Source organism: Stutzerimonas chloritidismutans AW-1 (assembly GCF_000495915.1).
GTDB lineage: Bacteria > Pseudomonadota > Gammaproteobacteria > Pseudomonadales > Pseudomonadaceae > Stutzerimonas > Stutzerimonas chloritidismutans.
The window spans coordinates 18,741-38,259 of record NZ_AOFQ01000051.1 but is presented as its reverse complement, the minus strand read 5'-3'; the positions used below and the strand labels follow the sequence as shown (position 1 = coordinate 38,259).

The 19,519-nt window shown below is 57.7% G+C and carries 18 protein-coding genes; 1 reads left to right on the top strand and 17 read right to left on the bottom strand.

Annotation, left to right across the window (positions count from 1 at the left end):
* Positions 1-40 precede the first annotated feature (40 nt).
* From F753_RS40660 to F753_RS40585, 17 genes are all read right to left on the bottom strand, one after another.
* On the bottom strand, positions 41-298 hold the full coding sequence (locus F753_RS40660; RefSeq protein WP_023446006.1) for an acyl carrier protein: 258 nt from the start codon (positions 296-298) through the stop codon (positions 41-43).
* A 12-nt stretch (positions 299-310) separates the two neighbouring features.
* On the bottom strand, positions 311-577 hold the full coding sequence (locus F753_RS40655; protein WP_003301002.1) for a phosphopantetheine-binding protein: 267 nt from the start codon (positions 575-577) through the stop codon (positions 311-313).
* Positions 555-1,364: a lysophospholipid acyltransferase family protein gene (locus F753_RS40650; protein WP_023446005.1), complete on the bottom strand. Its 810-nt coding sequence runs from the start codon at positions 1,362-1,364 to the stop codon at positions 555-557. The genes F753_RS40655 and F753_RS40650 overlap by 23 nt, the downstream gene beginning before the upstream one ends.
* A complete protein-coding gene (locus F753_RS40645; RefSeq protein WP_023446004.1) occupies positions 1,340-2,062 on the bottom strand; it encodes a beta-ketoacyl synthase chain length factor in 723 nt (240 codons plus the stop codon). The genes F753_RS40650 and F753_RS40645 overlap by 25 nt, the downstream gene beginning before the upstream one ends.
* A gap of 196 nt (positions 2,063-2,258) precedes the next feature.
* Positions 2,259-2,696, bottom strand: coding sequence for a thioredoxin TrxC (gene trxC, locus F753_RS40640; protein WP_023446003.1), 438 nt, complete (start codon positions 2,694-2,696; stop codon positions 2,259-2,261).
* Positions 2,697-2,758: 62 nt separating this feature from the next.
* A complete protein-coding gene (locus tag F753_RS40635) occupies positions 2,759-4,036 on the bottom strand; it encodes a bifunctional O-acetylhomoserine aminocarboxypropyltransferase/cysteine synthase (protein WP_023446002.1) in 1,278 nt (425 codons plus the stop codon).
* A gap of 93 nt (positions 4,037-4,129) precedes the next feature.
* Positions 4,130-5,962, bottom strand: a complete 1,833-nt coding sequence (locus tag F753_RS40630) for an SLC13 family permease (RefSeq protein WP_342418078.1) — start codon at positions 5,960-5,962, stop codon at positions 4,130-4,132.
* A gap of 564 nt (positions 5,963-6,526) precedes the next feature.
* Positions 6,527-7,216 (bottom strand): hypothetical protein, encoded by a 690-nt coding sequence (locus tag F753_RS49605; protein WP_156924049.1) that lies wholly within the window; start codon positions 7,214-7,216, stop codon positions 6,527-6,529.
* Complete coding sequence (locus tag F753_RS40625) at positions 7,203-8,312, bottom strand: hypothetical protein (protein WP_023446000.1); 1,110 nt, start codon at positions 8,310-8,312, stop codon at positions 7,203-7,205. The genes F753_RS49605 and F753_RS40625 overlap by 14 nt, the downstream gene beginning before the upstream one ends.
* Positions 8,309-9,436, bottom strand: coding sequence for a PD-(D/E)XK nuclease domain-containing protein (locus F753_RS40620; protein ID WP_023445999.1), 1,128 nt, complete (start codon positions 9,434-9,436; stop codon positions 8,309-8,311). The genes F753_RS40625 and F753_RS40620 overlap by 4 nt, the downstream gene beginning before the upstream one ends.
* Positions 9,437-9,570: 134 nt before the next feature.
* Positions 9,571-10,341 (bottom strand): nuclease-related domain-containing protein, encoded by a 771-nt coding sequence (locus F753_RS40615; RefSeq protein ID WP_023445998.1) that lies wholly within the window; start codon positions 10,339-10,341, stop codon positions 9,571-9,573.
* 136 nt (positions 10,342-10,477) lie between these two features.
* Positions 10,478-10,699, bottom strand: a complete 222-nt coding sequence (locus F753_RS40610) for a helix-turn-helix domain-containing protein (RefSeq protein WP_023445997.1) — start codon at positions 10,697-10,699, stop codon at positions 10,478-10,480.
* A 260-nt stretch (positions 10,700-10,959) separates the two neighbouring features.
* On the bottom strand, positions 10,960-12,078 hold the full coding sequence (locus F753_RS40605; RefSeq protein ID WP_031298028.1) for a Fic family protein: 1,119 nt from the start codon (positions 12,076-12,078) through the stop codon (positions 10,960-10,962).
* 81 nt (positions 12,079-12,159) lie between these two features.
* Complete coding sequence (locus F753_RS40600; protein WP_023445995.1) at positions 12,160-13,953, bottom strand: GmrSD restriction endonuclease domain-containing protein; 1,794 nt, start codon at positions 13,951-13,953, stop codon at positions 12,160-12,162.
* Entirely contained in the window at positions 13,907-14,371 is a 465-nt protein-coding gene (locus F753_RS40595; protein ID WP_023445994.1) for a DUF58 domain-containing protein, read from the bottom strand. The genes F753_RS40600 and F753_RS40595 overlap by 47 nt, the downstream gene beginning before the upstream one ends.
* A gap of 6 nt (positions 14,372-14,377) precedes the next feature.
* Positions 14,378-15,349: an AAA family ATPase gene (locus tag F753_RS40590; RefSeq protein WP_023445993.1), complete on the bottom strand. Its 972-nt coding sequence runs from the start codon at positions 15,347-15,349 to the stop codon at positions 14,378-14,380.
* A 125-nt stretch (positions 15,350-15,474) separates the two neighbouring features.
* Positions 15,475-18,159 carry a winged helix-turn-helix domain-containing protein gene (locus tag F753_RS40585; RefSeq protein ID WP_023445992.1) on the bottom strand — a complete coding sequence of 895 codons (2,685 nt, stop codon included), beginning with the start codon at positions 18,157-18,159 and terminating at the stop codon, positions 15,475-15,477.
* 116 nt (positions 18,160-18,275) lie between these two features.
* Here F753_RS40585 and F753_RS40580 point away from each other — a divergent pair, with 116 nt between their 5' ends.
* Positions 18,276-19,508 (top strand): acyl-CoA dehydrogenase family protein, encoded by a 1,233-nt coding sequence (locus F753_RS40580; protein ID WP_023445991.1) that lies wholly within the window; start codon positions 18,276-18,278, stop codon positions 19,506-19,508.
* Positions 19,509-19,519 lie beyond the last annotated feature (11 nt).

Sequence of the window (19,519 nt, the reverse complement as noted above, 5' to 3'; positions counted from 1 at the left end):
ACGCCGTGCGCCACTCGTGTGGTGAGGTCGCTCGCGTCGGTCAGGCTGTCTCCGTATTGGTCAGGCGGTACACCGCCTCGACTACATCGCCCACAGTGCGCACGGCCTTGAATTCTTCCGCGGCGATCTTCTTGCCGGTCTGGCGCTTGATGTGGTCGATCAGGTCGACGGCGTCGATGCTGTCGATCTCCAGGTCCTGATACAGGTTGGCTTCCAGGGTGATGCGCTCGGGCTCGAGCTCGAACAGTTCGACCAGGGCGTCACGCAGGGTCTGGAAAATCTCGTTGCGGCTGTTCACGGGAGATACTCCTCAGGCGATGGCGCGGTTGGCGCTGACGAAGGCCGCCAGGCTGTCGACGCTGGCGAAATGCTTGCGAGTGTCCTTGGCGTCCGCATCGATCTTGATGCCGAAGCGCTTCTGGATCGCCAGGCCCAGTTCCAGCGCGTCGACCGAGTCGAGCCCGAGGCCTTCGCCGAACAGTGGTTGATCGGCGGCAATATCGTCCGGACCGAGGTCTTCCAGGCCCAGCGCGTCGATGATCAGTTGCTTGATTTCACGTTGTAGTTGTTGGCTCATCGAGTGCGAGCTCCTTTATGAAGTGTCGGTGCAGATGGTCATTCAGTCGCCGCGAGGCGATCGGGGCAGCGCCTTGGGCGGCGAACGCCTGTGGGTCAATGTCGCTGCCCACGCGCAGATGAAAGTGAAAACGCCGTGATGGTATGCGATACCAGGGCTCGGCTTTGGTCAGCGTGGTTGGCGTCACGCTGATCACTACCGGCGTCACCAGCCTTGCGCCGCGCAGGGCGATGGCCGCTGCACCGCGGTGAAACTGCGGCGGCTGCCCGGGCGTGGTGCGGGTGCCTTCGGGAAAGATGATCAGGGTCTGACCTTGCTGCAGGGCCTCGGCGGCTTCGTCGAGCATTTCGGCGCTGCCGTTGTTGCTGATGTACTGCGCGGCGCGAATCGGGCCACGGGTAAAGGGGTTGTCCCACAGGCTCTGCTTGACCACGCAGTTGGCGTCGCGGATCAGGGCGATCAGCACGACCACATCGATCAGCGACGGGTGATTGGCAATAATCAGCTGGCCCGGACGCCCCAGCCGCTCGGCGCCTTCGACTTCATAGGTCAGTACGCCGCTGCGATACATGAACTGCACGAATAGCCAGAACAGCCTGCTCACGGTCTGTCGCGCACGGCGACGGTGGGTGGCGGCATCACCTGGGAGCAGCGAAAGCAGCGGGAATATGATCAGCCGCAGGCACAGGCCGCCGATGCCGAACAGGGCGAACGACAGGCCGGTGGCGATGAGTCGCCACAGCCACGGCGCGTTGGGCCGCTTCAGCGAGTCCGCTGCCAGTTCCATTTGCGCGTCTTCCAGTGATGCGTGAATTGGGAGTGGTCGTGGAGCAAGGCCCGAATCAGTTGCAGAGCATGGACTTGCGGTTGCGACGGGCTTTCATCGGTGGGCTGCAGTTGCAGCTGCCAGCTGTCGCCCGCGGTCAGGCGTAGCGCCAGTGCATAGGGAATGCTGCAGTCGTCTATCCAGGGGCGGTAGGCCTCGGGAGGCGATTCTTCGGCGATCACCAGCAGCACGGCCGGCGCGCCTTCGTTCAGCAGCAGCGCAGCTTCGAGCACCGCGTGTTCCAGGCCATCGCCCTCTGCTGCGATCGCGGTCATTTCGCTGGGGTCGCCCTGGAAGATCGACCAGAGCCCGACGATCGCATTGTGCACGGAAAGGCTGAACTGGGTTGGCGAGAGCGGCTGCGCGTTGGCCAGATCGCTGAGCAGGGCGAAATTGCGGGTGGTTTCCCCGTGGCGCGAGGCGTAAACCAGCGGCATCGGGGCACGGCCTTCGCTGAGCGGCTGGGCGACGGCGAACACCATTCGTGCCAGTCGACTCAGGCGGCGGCGCTGCATCGCCGGCAGAAAGGACACATCCGGCTGCGCTTCGGGATCGTCCGGCCACTGACTGGCACTCGCCCAGCGCAACCAGTCGGCCTGGCAGGCGCGGCCCGGAGCCCAGGCCTGCCATTGGTCGATGTCGAAGCGTATAGCGCTCATGCTCGCGCGGCTCTCGTAGCGAGACCGGCGTGCAGACGTCCGTGTAGTGCTTGCATTGGAAGTGCCGCTCGAAAAGTGCGGGCATTATCCAAGTGCGATGAACGCTAGGCAAACATTGCGATACATATCCTGATAGGAGGTCGCAGTTGATGCGGAACTCGTCACTCCAACGACTGTCTGCGGCCAGCGGCTGTGGTCAGCTCACGCCGTGCTGCGCCAGCCACGCCATCAGCTGCGGCAACGGCATGGCGCCGCTCTGTCTGGCGACCTCACGGCCGTTGCGGAACAGGATCAGGCTGGGAATCGAGCGGATGCCAAGTTGCGTCGACAGCTGTGCATTGGCCTCGCTGTCGAGCTTGGCCAGGCGGCAGCGGCCCTGGAGCTGACTGGCAGCCTGCGCAAAGGTCGGGGCGAAACTGCGGCAGGGCCCGCACCAGCTGGCCCAGACATCTATCACTAGCGGCAGGTCGCCCTTGATCTGGTTGGCGAACTGGCTCTGTTGCAAGTCGAACGGAGCGTTTGGCAACGCCTCGGCCTTGCACCGACCGCAGCGCGGTGCGTCGTGCAGCCGGTCCGCGGGGATACGATTGAGGCTGGCGCAGTGCGCGCAGGGGACGATCAGGGATTCGGTCATGACGAGGCTCCACGGCGGTATGCCCTTAATGTGGAGCCTCGGCGGCGGATATCAAGCGCGAGTCAGCCCTTGGACGCGCTCAGCGCCTGGGCCAGATCGGCGAGGATGTCGTCGATGTGCTCGATACCGATGGATAGCCGGATCAGGTCCTGTGACACACCGGCGCGGGCCAGTTCCTCGGCATTCAGCTGGCGGTGCGTGGTGCTGGCTGGATGGCAGGCCAGGGACTTGGCGTCGCCGATGTTCACCAGCCGCACCACCAGCTTGAGCGCGTCGATGAAGCGCGCGCCGGCTTCCATGCCGCCCTCGATACCGAAGCAGAGGATCGACGCCGGCATGCCTCCCATATAACGGCGAGCCAGTTCGTGCTCGGGGTGATCCGGTAGCCCGGCGTATTTGACCCAGGACACTTGCGGATGCGCCTGCAGGAACTCGGCGACCTTCAGTGCATTCTCGCAATGGCGTTCCATGCGCAGCGCCAGGGTTTCCAGCCCCTGCAGGATCAGGAACGAATTGAATGGCGAAATTGCCGCGCCCATGTTGCGCAGCGGCACCACGCGGCAGCGGCCGATGAAGGCGGCGGGACCGAACGCTTCGGTGTAGGTTACGCCGTGGTAGGACACATCGGGCGTGTTCAGCAGGGCGAAGCGCTCCTTGTGCTGCGCCCAGGGAAACTTGCCGGAGTCGACCACGATGCCGCCGATGCTGGTGCCGTGGCCGCCCATGTACTTGGTCAGCGAGTGCACGACGATGTCCGCGCCATGCTCGAAGGGGCGGCAGAGCATCGGCGTGGCGACGGTGTTGTCAACGATCAGCGGCACGCCGTGGCGGTGTGCGGCTTCGGCCAGGGCGGCTAGGTCGATGATGTTGCCCGCCGGGTTGCCGATGGATTCGCAGAACACCGCCTTGGTGCGTTCGTCTATCAGCGCTTCCAGGGCGGCGATGTCATCGTGGGCGGCGAAGCGTACTTCGATGCCCTGGCGCGGCAGGGTATGGGCGAACAGGTTGTAGGTACCGCCGTAGAGCTTGGCGACCGAGACGATGTTGTCGCCGACTTCGGCGATGGTCTGGATGGCGTAGGTGATTGCCGCCATTCCCGAGGCAACGGCCAGTGCCGCCACCCCGCCTTCCAGTGCCGCGACGCGCTGCTCGAGCACGTCGGTGGTGGGATTCATGATGCGTGTATAGATGTTGCCCGGCACCTTCAGATCGAACAGGTCGGCGCCGTGCTGGGTGTCGTCGAAGGCATAGGAAGTGGTCTGGTAGATCGGTACCGCCACCGCCCGGGTGGTCGGGTCCGGGCTGTAGCCTGCATGGATGGCGAGGGTTTCCAGTTTCATGGCGCGCTCCTTGTTCTTGTTCGTCGGGGGCAAAGGCCCGAGAGCATGAAACTGAACGCCTGGACGGTCAATGATCCAGGGCAAGCCTTACCGTCAGAGTGGCGTGAGCGGCCAGAACAGCGGAATCACCAGCGTCGCCACGACCCACAACAGCAGGTTCAGTGGTATGCCCACCTTGAGGAAGTCGGTGAAGCGGTAGCCACCGGCGTTGTAGACGAAGGTGTTGGTCTGATAGCCGATCGGCGTGGCGAAACTGGCGCTGGCGGCGAACATCACGGCGACCACGAACGCGCGCGGGTCGACCCCCAGATGCTCGGCCAGGCCGATTGCGATCGGAGTGATCAGTACGGCCACCGCGTTGTTCGACAGCATCTCGGTGAGCATCGAGGTCAGCAGGTAGATGAACGACAGCATGAACAGCGGGCCGGCCCAGGGGGTAATGGCCGTCACGTTCTGCACGACCAGCTGTACCAGGCCAACTTTGTCCATGGCGATGCTGATTGCCAGCATGCCGAAGATCAGGCTGAGGATCTTCCAGTCGACTGCCTTGTAGGCGTCCTCGACGTCCAGACAGCGCGTCGCCAACACCGCGGCCGCACCAATTATCGCCAGGCCTTCGATCGGCATCACGCCAAAGGCTGCCAACACCATGACCGCCAGGGTGGCGATGATCGCGATCGGTGCCTTGTCGCGACGAAAGGCGCGCTCCTGTATCGCGTTGAGGCTGATCAGCTCGCCGTTGTCGGCGAAACGCTTGATCTGCGCGGGCGTGCCCTCGACCAGCATCACATCGCCGAACTGCAGCTGGAAATCGTCGAAGTTGCCCTGAATGTTCTCGTCCTGCCTGTGTACGGCCAAGACGCTGATGCCGTAGCGCGCGGATAGGTCGAGGTCGCGCATCGGTCGATGGCTGTAGCGCGAGCCGCGGCCGACGATGGCTTCGGCAAGGATCACGTCTTCGCTGCTGATGGTTTCGAAGGCGTCGCCCCGGTTAAAGGTCAGGTGGCCGCTTTCGCGCAGCTCCACCACGTCCTTTACCTGGCCATGGATCATCAGCAGATCGCCGGCGGTCAGGGTGAAGTCATGCTCCGGGCGGCTGAACAGCTGCGCGTTGCGGTTCACCTGCAGCACCTGCAGCCCGCTGCCGCCGTTCAGGTTGGCCTCGGCGAGGGTCTTTCCGATCACTGGTGAGTTCGACGGCACGCGCAGCTCGGTCATGAAGTTGCGATCAAGGCGCGGGCCGAGCAACTTGGACAGGGTGTCGCGTTCCGGCAGCAGATGCTTGCCGATGGTCAGCAGATAGACCATGCCGGCGGCGGCCATGATCAAGCCCGCCCCGGTGATCTCGAACATGCCGAACGGCGCCAGCCCAGCCTTGCGCGCCACACCATCGACGAGGATGTTGGTCGAGGTGCCGATCATCGTCAGCGTGCCGCCGAGAATCGTGGCGTACGACAGCGGAATCAGCAGTTTCGAGGGCGTCGTGCCGGCGCGCTTGGCCAGGGAAATCGCCACCGGCGTGAGGATCGCCACTACCGGCGTATTGTTCAGGCAGGCGGAAATCACCAGTGCGGTGATCGTCAGGCCGAACAGCACTCGTGTAGGGCTGGTGCCCACCAGATTACCGAGCCAGTTGCCCAGCGCATCGATGCAGCCGGTGCGTTCGAGCGCCGCCGAAATGATGAACATGCAGGCGATGGTGACCGGGGCCGAGTTGGACAGCACGCCGAGCACTTCCCCGGGCGTCAGCAGCTGGGTCGCCAGCAGCACCGCCACGGCAATCGCCACGACGATATCCGGGCTCCAGCTCTCTCTTACGAACGCCACCAATACCCAGATCAGCAAGGCGCAGACGAACAACAGCGGCAGCGATTCTGGAAGCATGGACGTCCTTAAGGGTGGCGACTGAGGCGCGCGTCGAAACAACGGGCCCGCGGCGCAAGATAGAGACGTCAGCTTAGAGAGTCCAGAAACCTTTCCTGATGTTTATATGCGATTTGGTTATTAATGGAGAATGGGCACGGCCGGCGAGCGGAGGGCTGGACCCGGCGGCGTCGCTGAGTCGTCCGTCAGCAGGGATAAACGAAAAAGCCGCGCAGTGCGCGGCTTTAAAAGGTGGTGGGCCCACACGGACTCGAACCGTGGACCAAAGGATTATGAGTTGCCTAGAAACGCTGCAAGCCCAGTGAAACCGTGCGTAGCTTAGCGCAGGTACAGTTAGCTGAAAGCAGCGTCGTAGAGCAGGTTAAGCGTAATTGAGAGAAATCTGTAAAAGCTGGGCACTGTACCGCCAGTGTACTGTTCTCTATACCTAGAGAGGGCATAGGAAATGCGTTGTGTAGAAATCGTACGGCCTGCATAAGTCTTGGAGTTGGTGTGTTTGGCGGCTACCAAACAGTCCCGTACATGCTGACCCTTTCAATCTATGCAATTGATGCGCACAGATATTTTGTGGGGACTTCTCATAGGCTGACTACTTTTAGCGAGGGGCTAAGACAGCCCTTCGGCTATGAACATGTTTATGAGCTCAACAAGACTTTTTTCATCGGGTCCATGCACGGATATTAGCCCGGTTGAACGAACCTCAATTGTAGACTTCTTTGTACCGCTTGATGCGGTAAATCGGGCTCTTTCTATTTTGAAAGTTTTGCCTTTGAAGTGATATCTTGCATCATGTATTGCATCTTTTAGACTCGTTATTTCTATAGTTGCAGAGCTACCCTCGTCCAAATTTACGCCGGAAAGTAAGGCTCTAGTGTTTTTCAAGTGAATTGAGTCACGGTTGTTCGACAGGAATTCGCTTAGTGCATGTATATCAATCTGTATTGCTGAGGCGTAGAAGCTCGTTCCTAATATTTCTGATAATTTCCTTATTAGCTCCCTAACGGAGCGTGAGGGGTTTTCTAAGATCAGTATGTGATCGTTGCGGATTCTGCTTATTGTGAATTCGTTTATTATGTATCTTTTGGATGTGACTTCTTCAGTGTTGCCGAAGGGGTCGATTATTAGTTCTTTTGAGATAACTTCTTCTATAAATTTTGCGCATGCATAGGACTCTGAAAATTTTATCGGTTCAAAGCCGTTTGGCGCTCCAATTTTAAATGGATTGTTTAATATCTTTGAGTACGTTTCTTCCAGGCTGTTTGGTAGAAATATCTTGAGGATTTTAATCTTCTTCATTTTCTTTCTCCGTTGCCTTTTGTGAAATCGCCCTAATTGTTTCGCGGGCTTTATTTTCGAGCTTTTGGAGTAGGTCTTTTTCAGCGGAGTAGCTAAGAGGTGTTCTGTTCTTGCTGTAGATTCCCTGGTTCTTATATTTATAGAAGCCTTTGGCTATGTATGAGAATTCTGTGCAGGACTCGGGCTCTGCAAATTGTGCCTCAAGTTCTATTTGATCGCTGCCGACCGCTGGCTCTTTGCAGCGCCAGATAATTTTCCAGATGTAAAATCCTTTGGCGTACAGGCTATGAAGCTCTTCGGACTGCAATACTCCCTCGCCTTTGAGCGAGGCTTTCGATATGTGGACGCCAAAATCTACTTCTTCATCGTCATCATCGTCGCTGTCAAAATCTGGGTCCGCTGGGGGACTTTCCTTAGGGTGGTAAACATAAGCATCTGTCACATCGACCAGGTCGTAGCTTCCAATTTTTTTGATCAGTTCAGTGAAGAATTCTGTTCTGAGTTTATGGTCGCTGATGTGCTCAAGTGATATTTCAGTGAACTCAATTTCCCCATCTGTTTCTTCTTGTATTTTCTGAAGAAGCTCTTCTTTCCATACGTTTACGTCCTCGTTTAGAGGGGTTCTTAGTGTGAAGCCTGTTTTGTTTGGCTCAATAATAAGTGTTGCTTCTTTGTTTACGGTCTGCCGTAGTTCGCTTTTGTCAAGATTTAGCTTTTGATATTTTACTACTACTTCTATGTCACCATTAGGCAGGATGTTGGTGTCTGCTGTATTGCCTTCACTATTGATCTTTTTGCAAAGCTCGTGGGCAGCTTGGACTACATCTTCTTTTTTTACTGTGCTTGGTATATCGCAGGAGGTTGATTTTTCTTTTCTGGAATAAGAGCCTAGTATTTCTGATAAGAATTCAAAGTCGTGATACCCGTGCGTAAGCCTAGAGAAGTAAAGGGCTAGGTCTTTTCGTTTCGTTTCTTTGGAAATCAGGATTCCTCTAGAAAAGAAGATATCTATTATCTCTTGATTGGTCAGCTTGGAGTTGTTGAGGGCGTCGAAAAGGGCTTTGTCGCTGACGCTATAAAGGTGTCCCATTTTCATCGCTCATCCCTCCAGCCGATTTCGGTTTCAGAAAATTTCTTTTGGACTATCTCTATAACCTTTAAATCTATTCTCTCAAGCTTTTGTTTCTTATATTCATCAAAACCCCAGTCCCCTGCATAGGAGGTTTTGGCGGCTTCAAAATTACTTCTAAGTTCTGGTGATGGCGCATCGCATGCAATTCTTAACCGCAGTGAGCAGTCTCGGTCTAGTATTTGTAAGTTGGAGAGAGTGTCTAGTAGGTATATAAATTCTTTTACTGTGCTGCCGCTTCTGTTGTAGTAGACAATGAAGCCGGCGCCGAATCGCTCTTCGGGTCTCTCGGTTTTTTCGTTCCACTTCTTCACCGCGTTGTGCTCAATTATCATATACGGTGCAGATAGAAGCTCAATCGTTGCGGGTCGAGCTTCTTTGGGGAGTTTTGTTTTATGTAGGGTGAGTTCTGGGTAATGGAAAAAGTACTCGCTCTCTGGGAACGTGCCTTCAGTATGGAGATTTGCGCTGTCGTTTTTTATGGTTAGTAGGTAGTTTATTGTTCTTGGTTCAATAATGTGTATTTGCTGTCCTTTGCATACGGGGAAGTTGCTGAGGTCTATTTTACCCTGGCCTTTGTCTGAGCCATCTACTTTCTCGCTTTTGAATACGTCATAGAATTTTTTGTCGTACTCTCCGTCATGGTTGTATACAAAGAGTAGTCCGCGCACTTCGCTGTCTTCGACGTGATTGTACTTTCCTTTCCATTCTGGGCTTGAACGGGCACAGTCAATCGTAACGGCAAGGGATTTCAGAGCGGATCTAATCATTGTTTTAGATATAGAACCGCTTTTATAGCTTTTTAGGTCTGTATTTAGCATGACCCGTTGTGCGGTGTACGGATCAATATAGCTGAAGACTACGTCTACAGGGTGTTTGTGCAGGCGCTCTTGCTCTGATGCTTCTGTAGTCGCTGGAGCGGAGTCTAGTGACTGTTCCTTTTGTTTCTTGGGCGGTGCGTGCTTATCAGTTTTAAGGCATTTGAAATTCTGATCCATGAGTGGAAATCTAGTCCACTTGAACCAGTTGAATATTTCAGATGAAACGATGTTTGCCATTTCGGCAATTGCCGATACTTCACCGCCAGCCATTTAAATCTCCTTGTCTCGCCTTGTGCGGCCTATTGTTATTTACGCTTTTCTGTAAGCAGCTCGGTGTTTGCATGGTGGTAGCGCATTAGTACGTATTAGAGGGCGGACCATGATTTCTTGGTCTCCTCTGCGGTTCAAATACTCTGTATCGTTCGGCACTTGGGAAACTCTGAACATCCCCAAAACTGCTGCCCAGCTTTAGCCCCTGATTTCACGGTGCGTATCAGCAGCGCGCTGCCGCATTTTGGGCATTGCCGTTCGGCTGTCGGATCGCTCCGGCGCTTAAGGTTTTGCACATGCTCGCGGTGGGTGGCGAGGGTCGGCGCGCGGCGACCGGTTTGCAGGGCGTGCAGCATGGCGTCGACTTCAGCCGCGCTAAATACCGGCTGCCGGAATGACTGGATATAGCGGATAAAGCCGATGCCCTGGGTCACGTTGGCTGGCACTTCGGTTTTGAAGGTGCTGCCGCCGACGAAGGTGATGACCGAGTGCAGGCGCTCCGGGTTTACGCCAAGGGTGGTTTCAAGTGCTTTGAGGTGCTTGTAGTTCTGCCGCAGCGGGTTCTGGAATTTGAACGTGCGTTTGTAGAGCTTCTGCGTCCACAGTGGCTGCTTCTCGCTGCCAAAGATCCAGCCGCTCATGTTCTTCGTTTCCAGCACGAAGATGCCATAGGGCGAGAGGAATACGTGGTCGATCTGCGTGGTGCCGTCAGGCGTGTTCAGGGTGACGTTGTGCAGGCGGCGATAGGTCTGCTTATCCAGCTGCCAATGGGCAAACAGCCGCACCAAGAGTTCGCCAATATGGCCCTTGGCCCAGGGCGACTTGAGCAGGCCGATCAGCAGTGCAGCTGGGATAAACCAGGCCAGCATGCCCCAGACCTGAGCGATGATGGGGGAGAAGTCCATTTCCTGTCCTTGGTAATCCTGAGTTAACCGGATAGTACCGAAAATCAGTGTAAACGGACGAACGTATTCAATAGCGACAATCGGCTCATTGCGTGAGCCGAATATTCCGGCTATTCGGCTCACTCCTTTCAGGCTTTCAGACGCCGCGTTGATTTTTGCTGAGGTCGGCATAGTCGGTGTCGCTGCAGGCTTGGCTTTTCGCCTGATTCATCGCCTTGGCTCGCTCAGCCACTTGCCGTGCGCGCGCGATATAGTCGGTATCGCCGGTTCCTTCCGCTTCGGCCAGAAACACCTCTATATCCTCATCATCGGTCAGGTATTTGGCAGGGTCATAGGGTGTCAGCAGCTCGCTGCTCATGGCGGTATTCCTCGCTAGTCCAGATTTTCGCGTCGCGAAAATGAGGGTGTGACTTAATGGTCATGAATTTTCGCGTGGCGAAAATCCGCAGTGGGTTTGACCTTTATCTGATTTGGATCTCGCCCAGACAGGAAGCGGTACGTCCACTGTCCATGGTCAGAGAACGGCAACCCGTGCGGCTAGTCACGCCAGTATGTCACGGGTAAGGAATTTGATTTTTTACTCACAACCGTAAGAACGTGGGTAAAAAACTGGGAAATTTACCCACGTACCGCAGGCGGCAGATTATTCACGTTGCTCAACAGTGCATACAACTCGTCGTTGAGGTAGAAATTCTCTTTGCCTACCTTGTGCTTGGTAAGCAGTCCGGCCGCGACGAGTTCATCCAGGTATTTAGCTGCGGTTTTGCGGGTTACCTGCAATTCACGCATGACGAAGTCGATTTTCGTATAGGGGTGGCCGAACAGATTGTTGATCAGATCCTGGCTATAGATCTTGGGCAGTTCGCTGCGCATCTTGTGCTTGTAACGCTGCATCAGTGCTTTGATGGCTTGGATCAGCGTGATGGTCTGATAGGACGTCTGCTCGACAGCCTCCAGCATAAACAGTAGCCAGCTCTCCCAGGCGTTATCGGTACGAACGACCTGCAGTAGGTGGTAATAATCCGCCTTGTTCTGGTTGATATAACGGGAAAGATAAAGCACTGGCAGGCCAAGCAGCCCCTGCTTCACCAGGTAGAGGATGTTGATGATACGGCCGGTACGGCCGTTGCCGTCGTAGAAAGGGTGGATGCTCTCAAACTGGTGGTGAATGACGGCCATCTTCGTCAGGTCGTCCCAATCGCAAAGCCCATCGGCGTTGATGAACTCTTCCAGGTTATCCATCAGGGCCAGTATTTCGTCGGGATGCTGGGGTGGCATGTAGACGATCTCGCCTGTTTGCTCGTTCTTCAGGGCCGTGCCCGGCAGCTTGCGAAAGCCGGCATCGTTTTCCTCAATGCGAGCCTGGATATCCAGAATATCGCGCGTGGTGAGCAATTCAGTGCGACGTACCTGCTCGAAGCCATTGCGAAGTGCGACCGCATAGTTGTGCACCTCCTTGGCTGCGAGGCTGACGAACTGACGGTTGAAACTATCGCTCTGGTAGAGGTCATCATGTGTCGTGATGATGTTCTCGATAGCCGAGCTGTCTTTTGCCTCTTGCAGTGAGAGCGTGTTGATCAAGATGCTTTGGTTGGGAATGCTGCCGGCTACCCCTTTGAGCTCTGCCAATGCTTTGTGCGCGGAGGCCAAACGTTTGAGAACTGCGCGAGTCTCAATATCGCCGAGCTCGGGTAGCTTTGGCAGCCCGGCAATCAACGGTGGGTGTTCAGGCAGCATATTGTCTTACCCTTATCTAAGTCAGTTCGCGGATCGTAAGTTTGCACGTGCTCGCTTCACAATCCTGGACGTAAGGTCAACCTATTCAGCAGCACTCTGTTTGCCCATGGTCTTTTCGATCAGCAGTAACAGCTCTTTCTGCCTGAGTTCGTAAAAGGCCGCGAAGTCATCAGCGCGTAGCGCCTCAACGGGAATGCAATGACTCGCCAGGAGCGCATTCATTTCTATGTCGTCCAGCTGAACCTGTTCGTGGGCTTGAAGCTTGCCCAGATACTGGGATGGCGCTGTTCCGCCAATCATGCGATTGGCTTTGTAGGAAATAGGTGTCTTGTTGATGATCGAGTCATAAAGACGCGAGGCAATGCCCTGCTTTTCGCACCAGTCACGCGGGAAAATATGGTGAATATCCAGGGCGACTTCATCTGCTTCTAGGTCACGGATATTTGCCTTCCAGAAGAAATCCTTTGCGCCCTCGCGTAGCACAAGAACGTTGATACCTTTGTAAGCGGCGCTGAGGCGCGAGCTGAGCGATGCAAGGCGGTCTATCTGGAACGTCGCATCACTGATGGTGCGCGGCGGCTCAGCATCAGCTTCAATCCAATTCAGCAGCTCTTCCACATCATTGGCGATACGGGTTTCAACGGCACCGCCATAAAGCTCGCCAAGAACGCCGCACCAATACCAGCGCGCAAGCTTTTGATAGATACGCGGTTCACGCCAGCGCTCGTTATCGCCAATCATCGCCATCACAGCTGCGAGTGGCGGGAGTTGAGTTCTATAGGGCAGATCCCTTACCGCTGTGAGGCATTCCTGGCGCAGGAATTTTGCAGCTCGAATAAACCCTTGCTCTACCGGTTTAGCCCATTCCAGATAGGCAGTAAGCGGCAGTTCAAGGACAGACGCGCGCTTCGCGCTGACGGGTGAAACGGCCTTGCCGCTCTTACCCTCAGCCAGGTCTGCGCGACGTTTTTCCAAGGTATGCAGAAGGGTGATTGTCTGTAAAAAGTCAGTGCTTTCCACCGCAGACAGCAGTGGTTCCTTCGCCAGCTTTTGCTGTCGCGAGATGACCTGTCGTTCTTCGCTGCCAAACCAATCGTCGCGCAGGTTATAGCCATCAGCGGCATAGCTGGCAGTGATCAGCTCGAATACGGACAGCGGTACACCACCTGTATTGACTTTTTCAAAGACGAGGCAGACCGCTTCTTTACTGGTTTCCTTTTTCAGTACGATCAGCGGGATCTGATATTCGTTATAGGCGTCGAGTACTGCCGCCTTGAAATTGAAAAACTCCTGTACCCCGTCTGGGTTGAATTTATAGAGGTCTTGCAGCCAGTTCATGGCTTCGAAAATTTCACTGCAGGGAAAGTAAAGCTGCTGGCATTCAAGTTCGCGCGTCGACAAGTCCAGATCGACCTTACGGCCAAAATCGCTGCGCTGCTGACGGCTCGCGTCCACCGCGATGATGGCATCGTCAAGGCGGTCTGTGCCGGCAAGGGCGGTCGGAATGTGAATGTAATAATAGCGCTCGATGGGCTTTCCCTTCTCGGTGCGGGTTTGCACCGGGCCAGAAAGCTTTAGCACCTGAGTAAGCGTGGTCAGTCGTTGTTGGCCATCGAGAATCAAGCGCTCGGGTGCCGCTAGCTTGTCCTTGGGTACGTTCTCCACCGGGCGTACCTGAAACCTGACCGGGCCACCTGTCTCCAAGAGCATCACCGCGCCTACCGGGAAAGAGCGACCCAAGCTGACGAGCAGGCTACGTACATGCTCGTCATCCCACACCCAGCCGCGTTGAAAGTCGGGTAGCTGAATCTTGCCGTCTACTACGTCCCTAAGAATGTCTTTCAGCGGTAACTTGGTGCTGTCGAAGGTGGTCATACGCGAGTTGTCCTTTACGGGCGATTTGCCAGGTCCAGCCCGCCAAGGCCGCCAGTTCGGCGGCCACCACCGACTTGAAGGCGCGCTGGCTGCCGAAGAACTGGTTCATGCGCTGATCGACCAACAGTAGGAGCGGGCGGTCGCGCTCCTCGGCGAACAGGCGGACAAAGGGCTTGCGCAAGCGCGCGGTGACTTTCCAGTCGATCAGCCGGGCATCGTCGCCGGGCCAATAAGGGCGCAGCTCCTCAAAGGACAGGCCACGACCGCGCAGGTGCGCGTGGTGACGCCCGGCGAGCACGCTGCGGGCCGGTTGCCGTGGCAGCAGGGCCAGGCCGTCTGCCGCCAAACGCAAACTGGCCAGCTGTGACAGCTCGACATAGGCCCCATGGCTGCCCGTGCGCACTGGCTGCGTCGACATAGGGCGTCAGGCCACTGCCACGAGTTGCAACAGGCGGTTCAGGATGTCGTCGGCATTGACCCCCTTAGCCTGCGCTTCATAGCTCAAGCCAAGGCGGTGACGCAGCACGCGCAGGGCCACCGCGCGGACATCGTCCGGCGTGACAAAGTCGCCACCGCGCAACCAGGCCTTGGCCCGGGCCACTTGTTCAAGGCCCAGACTGCCCCGGGGGCTGATGCCCCATTCGATCTGCCGGGCGAGCGCTGCGTCGTAGCGTTCGGGGTGGCGCGTGGCGCGCACCAGATCGAGAATGTAGCGCTCAATGCTGTCGCTTACATGGATTTGACCGATTTCCTGGCGCGCCTCCAGTAAGACCGACTTGGCCAGTTTTGCCGGCTCTGTACGGTCGCTCTTGGCGCGGTAACGCTCCTCGCGAACCAGGCGCAGCATCGCCTGTTCGGCGGCGGCGTCCGGGTAATCCACTTTGAGGTGCAGGAGGAAGCGATCCAGCTGAGCTTCCGGCAGTGTGTAGGTGCCTTCGTGTTCAATCGGGTTTTGTGTGGCCATCACCAGGAACACTTCGGGCAGCGGGTGGCGTTCGCCGGCCACTGTTACTTGGCGCTCTTCCATGGCTTCAAGCAGCGCCGCCTGTACTTTGGCCGGTGCCCGGTTGATCTCGTCCGCCAGCACCAGGTTGGCGAAGATGGGGCTCTGGCGAAAACGCAGGCCGCCATGGCCCAGCTCGCCGTAGTACTGCTCGGCACCGGTGATATCCGAGGGCAGTAGATCCGGAGTGAATTGCAGGCGCGAGAAGCTGGCGTCGAGATAGTGGCTGAGGCTCTTGATTGCGCGGGTTTTGGCCAGCCCCGGGAGCCCCTCGACCAGCAGGTGTCCATCGGCCAGCAGGCCCAGCAGAATGCCCTCGATCAGTTCGTCCTGACCCAGCACGGCCGTGGCCAGTTGTCGCCCAAGGTGTTGCAGATCGTCCCAGTTGCTCATATGCGTATCAATCGTCACCTGTGAAGCCGCGCTGGATAGAAAGCGCGAGCATACATCTAATTTACCGCTGATAACCCTGAGTCTCCCGGGTAAAAACCACTCGAGGTATCACATAGGCCTGCCTGTCAGCAGGCATTGACTACCAGGCCGATGGCTTTAGCTTTGACCGCAGCCTGGGCTCGGCTATCGACTTCAAGCTTCTGAAAAATGCTCTTCATGTGCGACTTGATGGTTTCTGGCGTTACGTTGAGCAGCTTGGCCATTTCCTTATTGGATTTACCGCTGGCGACCAGCTCCATAATCTGCCGCTCCTTACTGGTGAGGTTGCTGGCAGGCGGGGCATCGGTGCCGTCGACCATAGGGGTTAGGCTGTGTTCAAGCTCTTTCAGCAGTACTCGTTGGCCTGGTTCGCTACGACCGCTCTCCTGGCAAGCGGCGAGCATGGATTTCAAGCGTTCTCGGCAGGGGTGATCGAGCAATAATCGTGGCGCTTCGCTGTGCTTGAGGCGTGTAGCGGCGTGTAGCAGTTGCTCGATAGCCAGTTCGGGCTGCTGCCGTTGCCAAGCCACCAAGGCAATTGCGAATTGCAGTTCGATCTGCCGTAAACACAGGTTGAGCGCGATGGCTCGGCGACTTTCTGTGAGGGCGTGGTGCAGGTCAGCCTGTATGGGCAGGCCAGCTGCCTCCAGCCAAAGTCTGGCCAGGCTGTCCAGGCCGAGGTACTCAATTCGTTCGATGGGCAGCGTTTCGCATAGCGCTGCGAGTTGGTGGTAGCACGCCAGTGCTTCCTGGTCATGTCGTTCGGTAAGGCCGCAACGGATGCGTTCGAGCAAAAGCAGAATCTGCAGGCGTGGCCAGTGGCGGTTCTGCGCCAGGTTTTCGCCGGTGCTAAGCAGCCGGCGGGCGTCCAGCGTGTTGCCTTGGCAACTGGCTAGGCGGCTGGCGCAGATCAGGGCGTCTGCCGCGCAATCGAGAAAGCCGACTAGCTTGGCGATTTCCAAGCTTTCCAGGTTGAGTAATCGTGCTTCGTCCAGATGCCCCTGCTGGTAGCGCACGCATGACAGCAGTGCAGCAGGCAAGGCTCGCAGCACGGGGCTTGCCCCCGACAGACTGTGGGGCGGTGCGGCCTGGCGCATGGCCTCCTCGAAAATCGCCACCGCCTGACTTAAGCGGCCTTGCCGGAGTTCGCCAATGCCGAGCAGGCATTGCTGGTAGATCAGCGCGAACAGGTAGCGTTCGTGATCTTGAGGGGAGTAGGCGAGCGCCGGCATGCTATAGAACGCTCGCCAGTCACAGGCCTGCAGATGGCTGAAGCTGAGTACATTGCGTAGCACCTGCATGATCCAGGGGGCAGCGCTCAGATGCGGCAGGCACTGTTGCGCCAATTGGCCGCCGGCCTGCGCTTCGTCATCCCTGGCCAGCAGCATGGCCTCAAGGGCCTGGCATTCCCAATTCAGCGCGTTGCTGCTGTTCGGCTCGCCGGTTCGACGCAGATCGTGGCGCGCTTCATTGAGCAGGCCGTGCGCGTCTTTGCCACGCATGGCCAGCGCCGCCGCCCAGGCCAGCGCTAGCTTGAGTTGAGGGGGTGATTGCAGCAGGTGGTCATGGAGACGGCGCTGCCAGTCCAGCAGTTGGAGGATGTCGCCTTGCTCGACCAGGGGCATGGCGCACTGAGCGATCCACTGCAATGCATGCTCTTCATCGCCGGCATTTAGCGCGCTTTGCACCGCATTGGCCCAGAGTTGCTGTTCGGCGAACCAGTGCGCGGCACGCTGCAGCGCTTGGAGTTCGCTGCCGTCGATGCGGCGTAGGCGCTGTCGCAGGTGCTCGCGAAACAGTGGATGCAGGCTGAACCAGGTGCCCGACTCATCCAGCCCGCAGAGGAATAACTGGCGGTTTTCCAGCTCGTGAATCAGCCCCTGGCCGTCGTGACAAGCGGTCAACTGCTCCACCAGCGGCGCACTGAACTTATCGACCACCGAGAGTGCCGGCAGTTGCTCGGCTAGGGCGCAGGGCAGGCGCGCCAGAACGTCATCGAACAGGCTGGTGAGGCCCTGGCCGGACATTCTGGTGGACTGAGGATTCTGCTGCAGAATCAGCAAGCGCGCGCGCAGTGCGGCAATCCAGCCTTCGCTGCTGTGCTGCAGCTCTTGGATGTCGGCGGGGCTGAATGGCCCCTGGTTAGCGCTGGCGATCAGTTCGCAGGTTTCCCCCAGGGTGAAGCGTAACTGGGCGACATCCAGAGTGAGCACGGCATCGTCATACAGGTACTGATAGAGGCTGGGTGGCGGATCGCAGCGTCCGGCCAGCAACAGGTGCAGATTATCGGGTGCATAGCGAATCAGTGGGCCGAGAGCCTGCTCCAAGACCTCGCTGGGCACACAGTGGTAGTCATCGATAAACAGGTAGCAGGGCACCTGGCTCTGCTCGATCTCTTGCAGCAATTGGCTGAGCAGGTGTTCGGCGGGTAGCCGGCCCAGCTCCTGGAGGCGCGCCGTGTCGGTAAATAGCGTGCCGGCAAAGCCTCGATGAAAGGCCGCAGCCATATAGAACAAGAGGCGTGGCGAGCTGTCGTCGGTTTCGTCCAGGGTCAGCCAGGCGACCTTGCCGCCGCGTGCTTGTGCGGCATCGGCCCAGGCCGTAGCCAGGGTGGTTTTGCCGAAGCCCGGGGGAGCCTTGAGCACACTGAGGGTGGTATGGCTGATGGCGTCGATCAGTCGTTCCAGACGGGGTCTGGCAAGCACCCCGCGGCCACGTCGGGGTGGGGTCAGCTTGGTCGTGATCAGGGGGTCTTGAGAGGTAATGGCCATTACATTCCGTATCCCCCGTAAAGGGGGTAAAGCCTGGGCAAGTGCCCGAATAGTATCGCTCCTGACCTCAACGTGTAAGACCGCGCCTGACGCGGCCTCTAATCAGGAGAATAACAATGACGGGGCATACTCTGCGTGTCGAACTCGAACCCACCGGCCTGGATGCTGACCTCAGCGAACTGGAAAGCACGGTTCAACTGAATGTGCGCCGCTTTGCCGAGAAAGTACTGCGCCCGGTTGGCCGTCAGCTGGACGCTATGACGCCCGAGCAGGTCGTCGCCGCCGACTCGCCGTTGTGGCAGGTCTATCAGGAGTACACCAGGCTCGGCTTGAGCCTGACCGATATTTTCGAGTTGCCGCCGGTTGAGCAGGCCCGGCTGATGAGCCTAGTGTTCGAGGAACTGGCGTGGGGCGACGGTGGCCTGGCCGTGTCGCTTGGCGCGGCCATGGTGCCGAGCATGGTGATGCACCAGATGCAGCGCCATGATTTGCTCGAACTGTATGCCGATCGCCCGCTGGGCTGCTGGGGCATCACCGATCCGGACCACGGTTCCGACATGCTCGACGGCAGCGGTCATACTCGTCATCCTGGGGTCGGGCATGGCCGGTTGAACTGCTATGCGAAGATCCAGAACGAGCAAATCGTCATCAAGGGGCAAAAGTCCGCCTGGGTTTCCAACGGCCCGATCGCCCAGACGTGCATGCTGTTCTGCGGCTACGACGATGGTTCGGGTGAAGACAAGCGCTGTGTGGTGCTGGTGCCGCTGGATGCGCCTGGCGTTAGCCGTGGCCTGCCGCTGGACAAGATGGGCCAGCGCGCCTTGCCGCAGGGCGAGCTGTACTTCGACGATGTGTGCCTGCCACTGAACCACCTGGTCGCCGGTCCCGAGGACTACATCAAGGCCGAGCAGGGTGTGCTCACCGATGCCAACGCCCTGATGGGTCTGATGTGGACCGGCGTTGCCCGTGCCGCCTACGAGTTGGCCCACCAGTACGCCCATGAGCGCAAGCAGGGCGGGGTGCCAATCATCCAGCACCAGAACGTGCGCTACCGCCTGTTTCACATGTTTGCCCGAGTCGAGGCCTCCCGTGCCTTGGCCCGTCGCGCCGTGCTGTTCAATAGCGTGGCCCCGGCCCCGGCGCTGCAGGGCTCAATCGCCGCCAAGATTACCGCCACCCAGACCGCCTTCGACGTTGCCTCCATGGCCATCCAGATGCATGGCGGCAATGGCCTGACCCGTGAGTATCCGGTGGAAAAACTGTTGCGTGATGCGCGCGCCTCGATGATCGAGGACGGCTGCAACGAAATGCTTGCCATCAAGGGCGGCAGTCTGCTGGCCAAGGCCTGAGGAGAGAATTC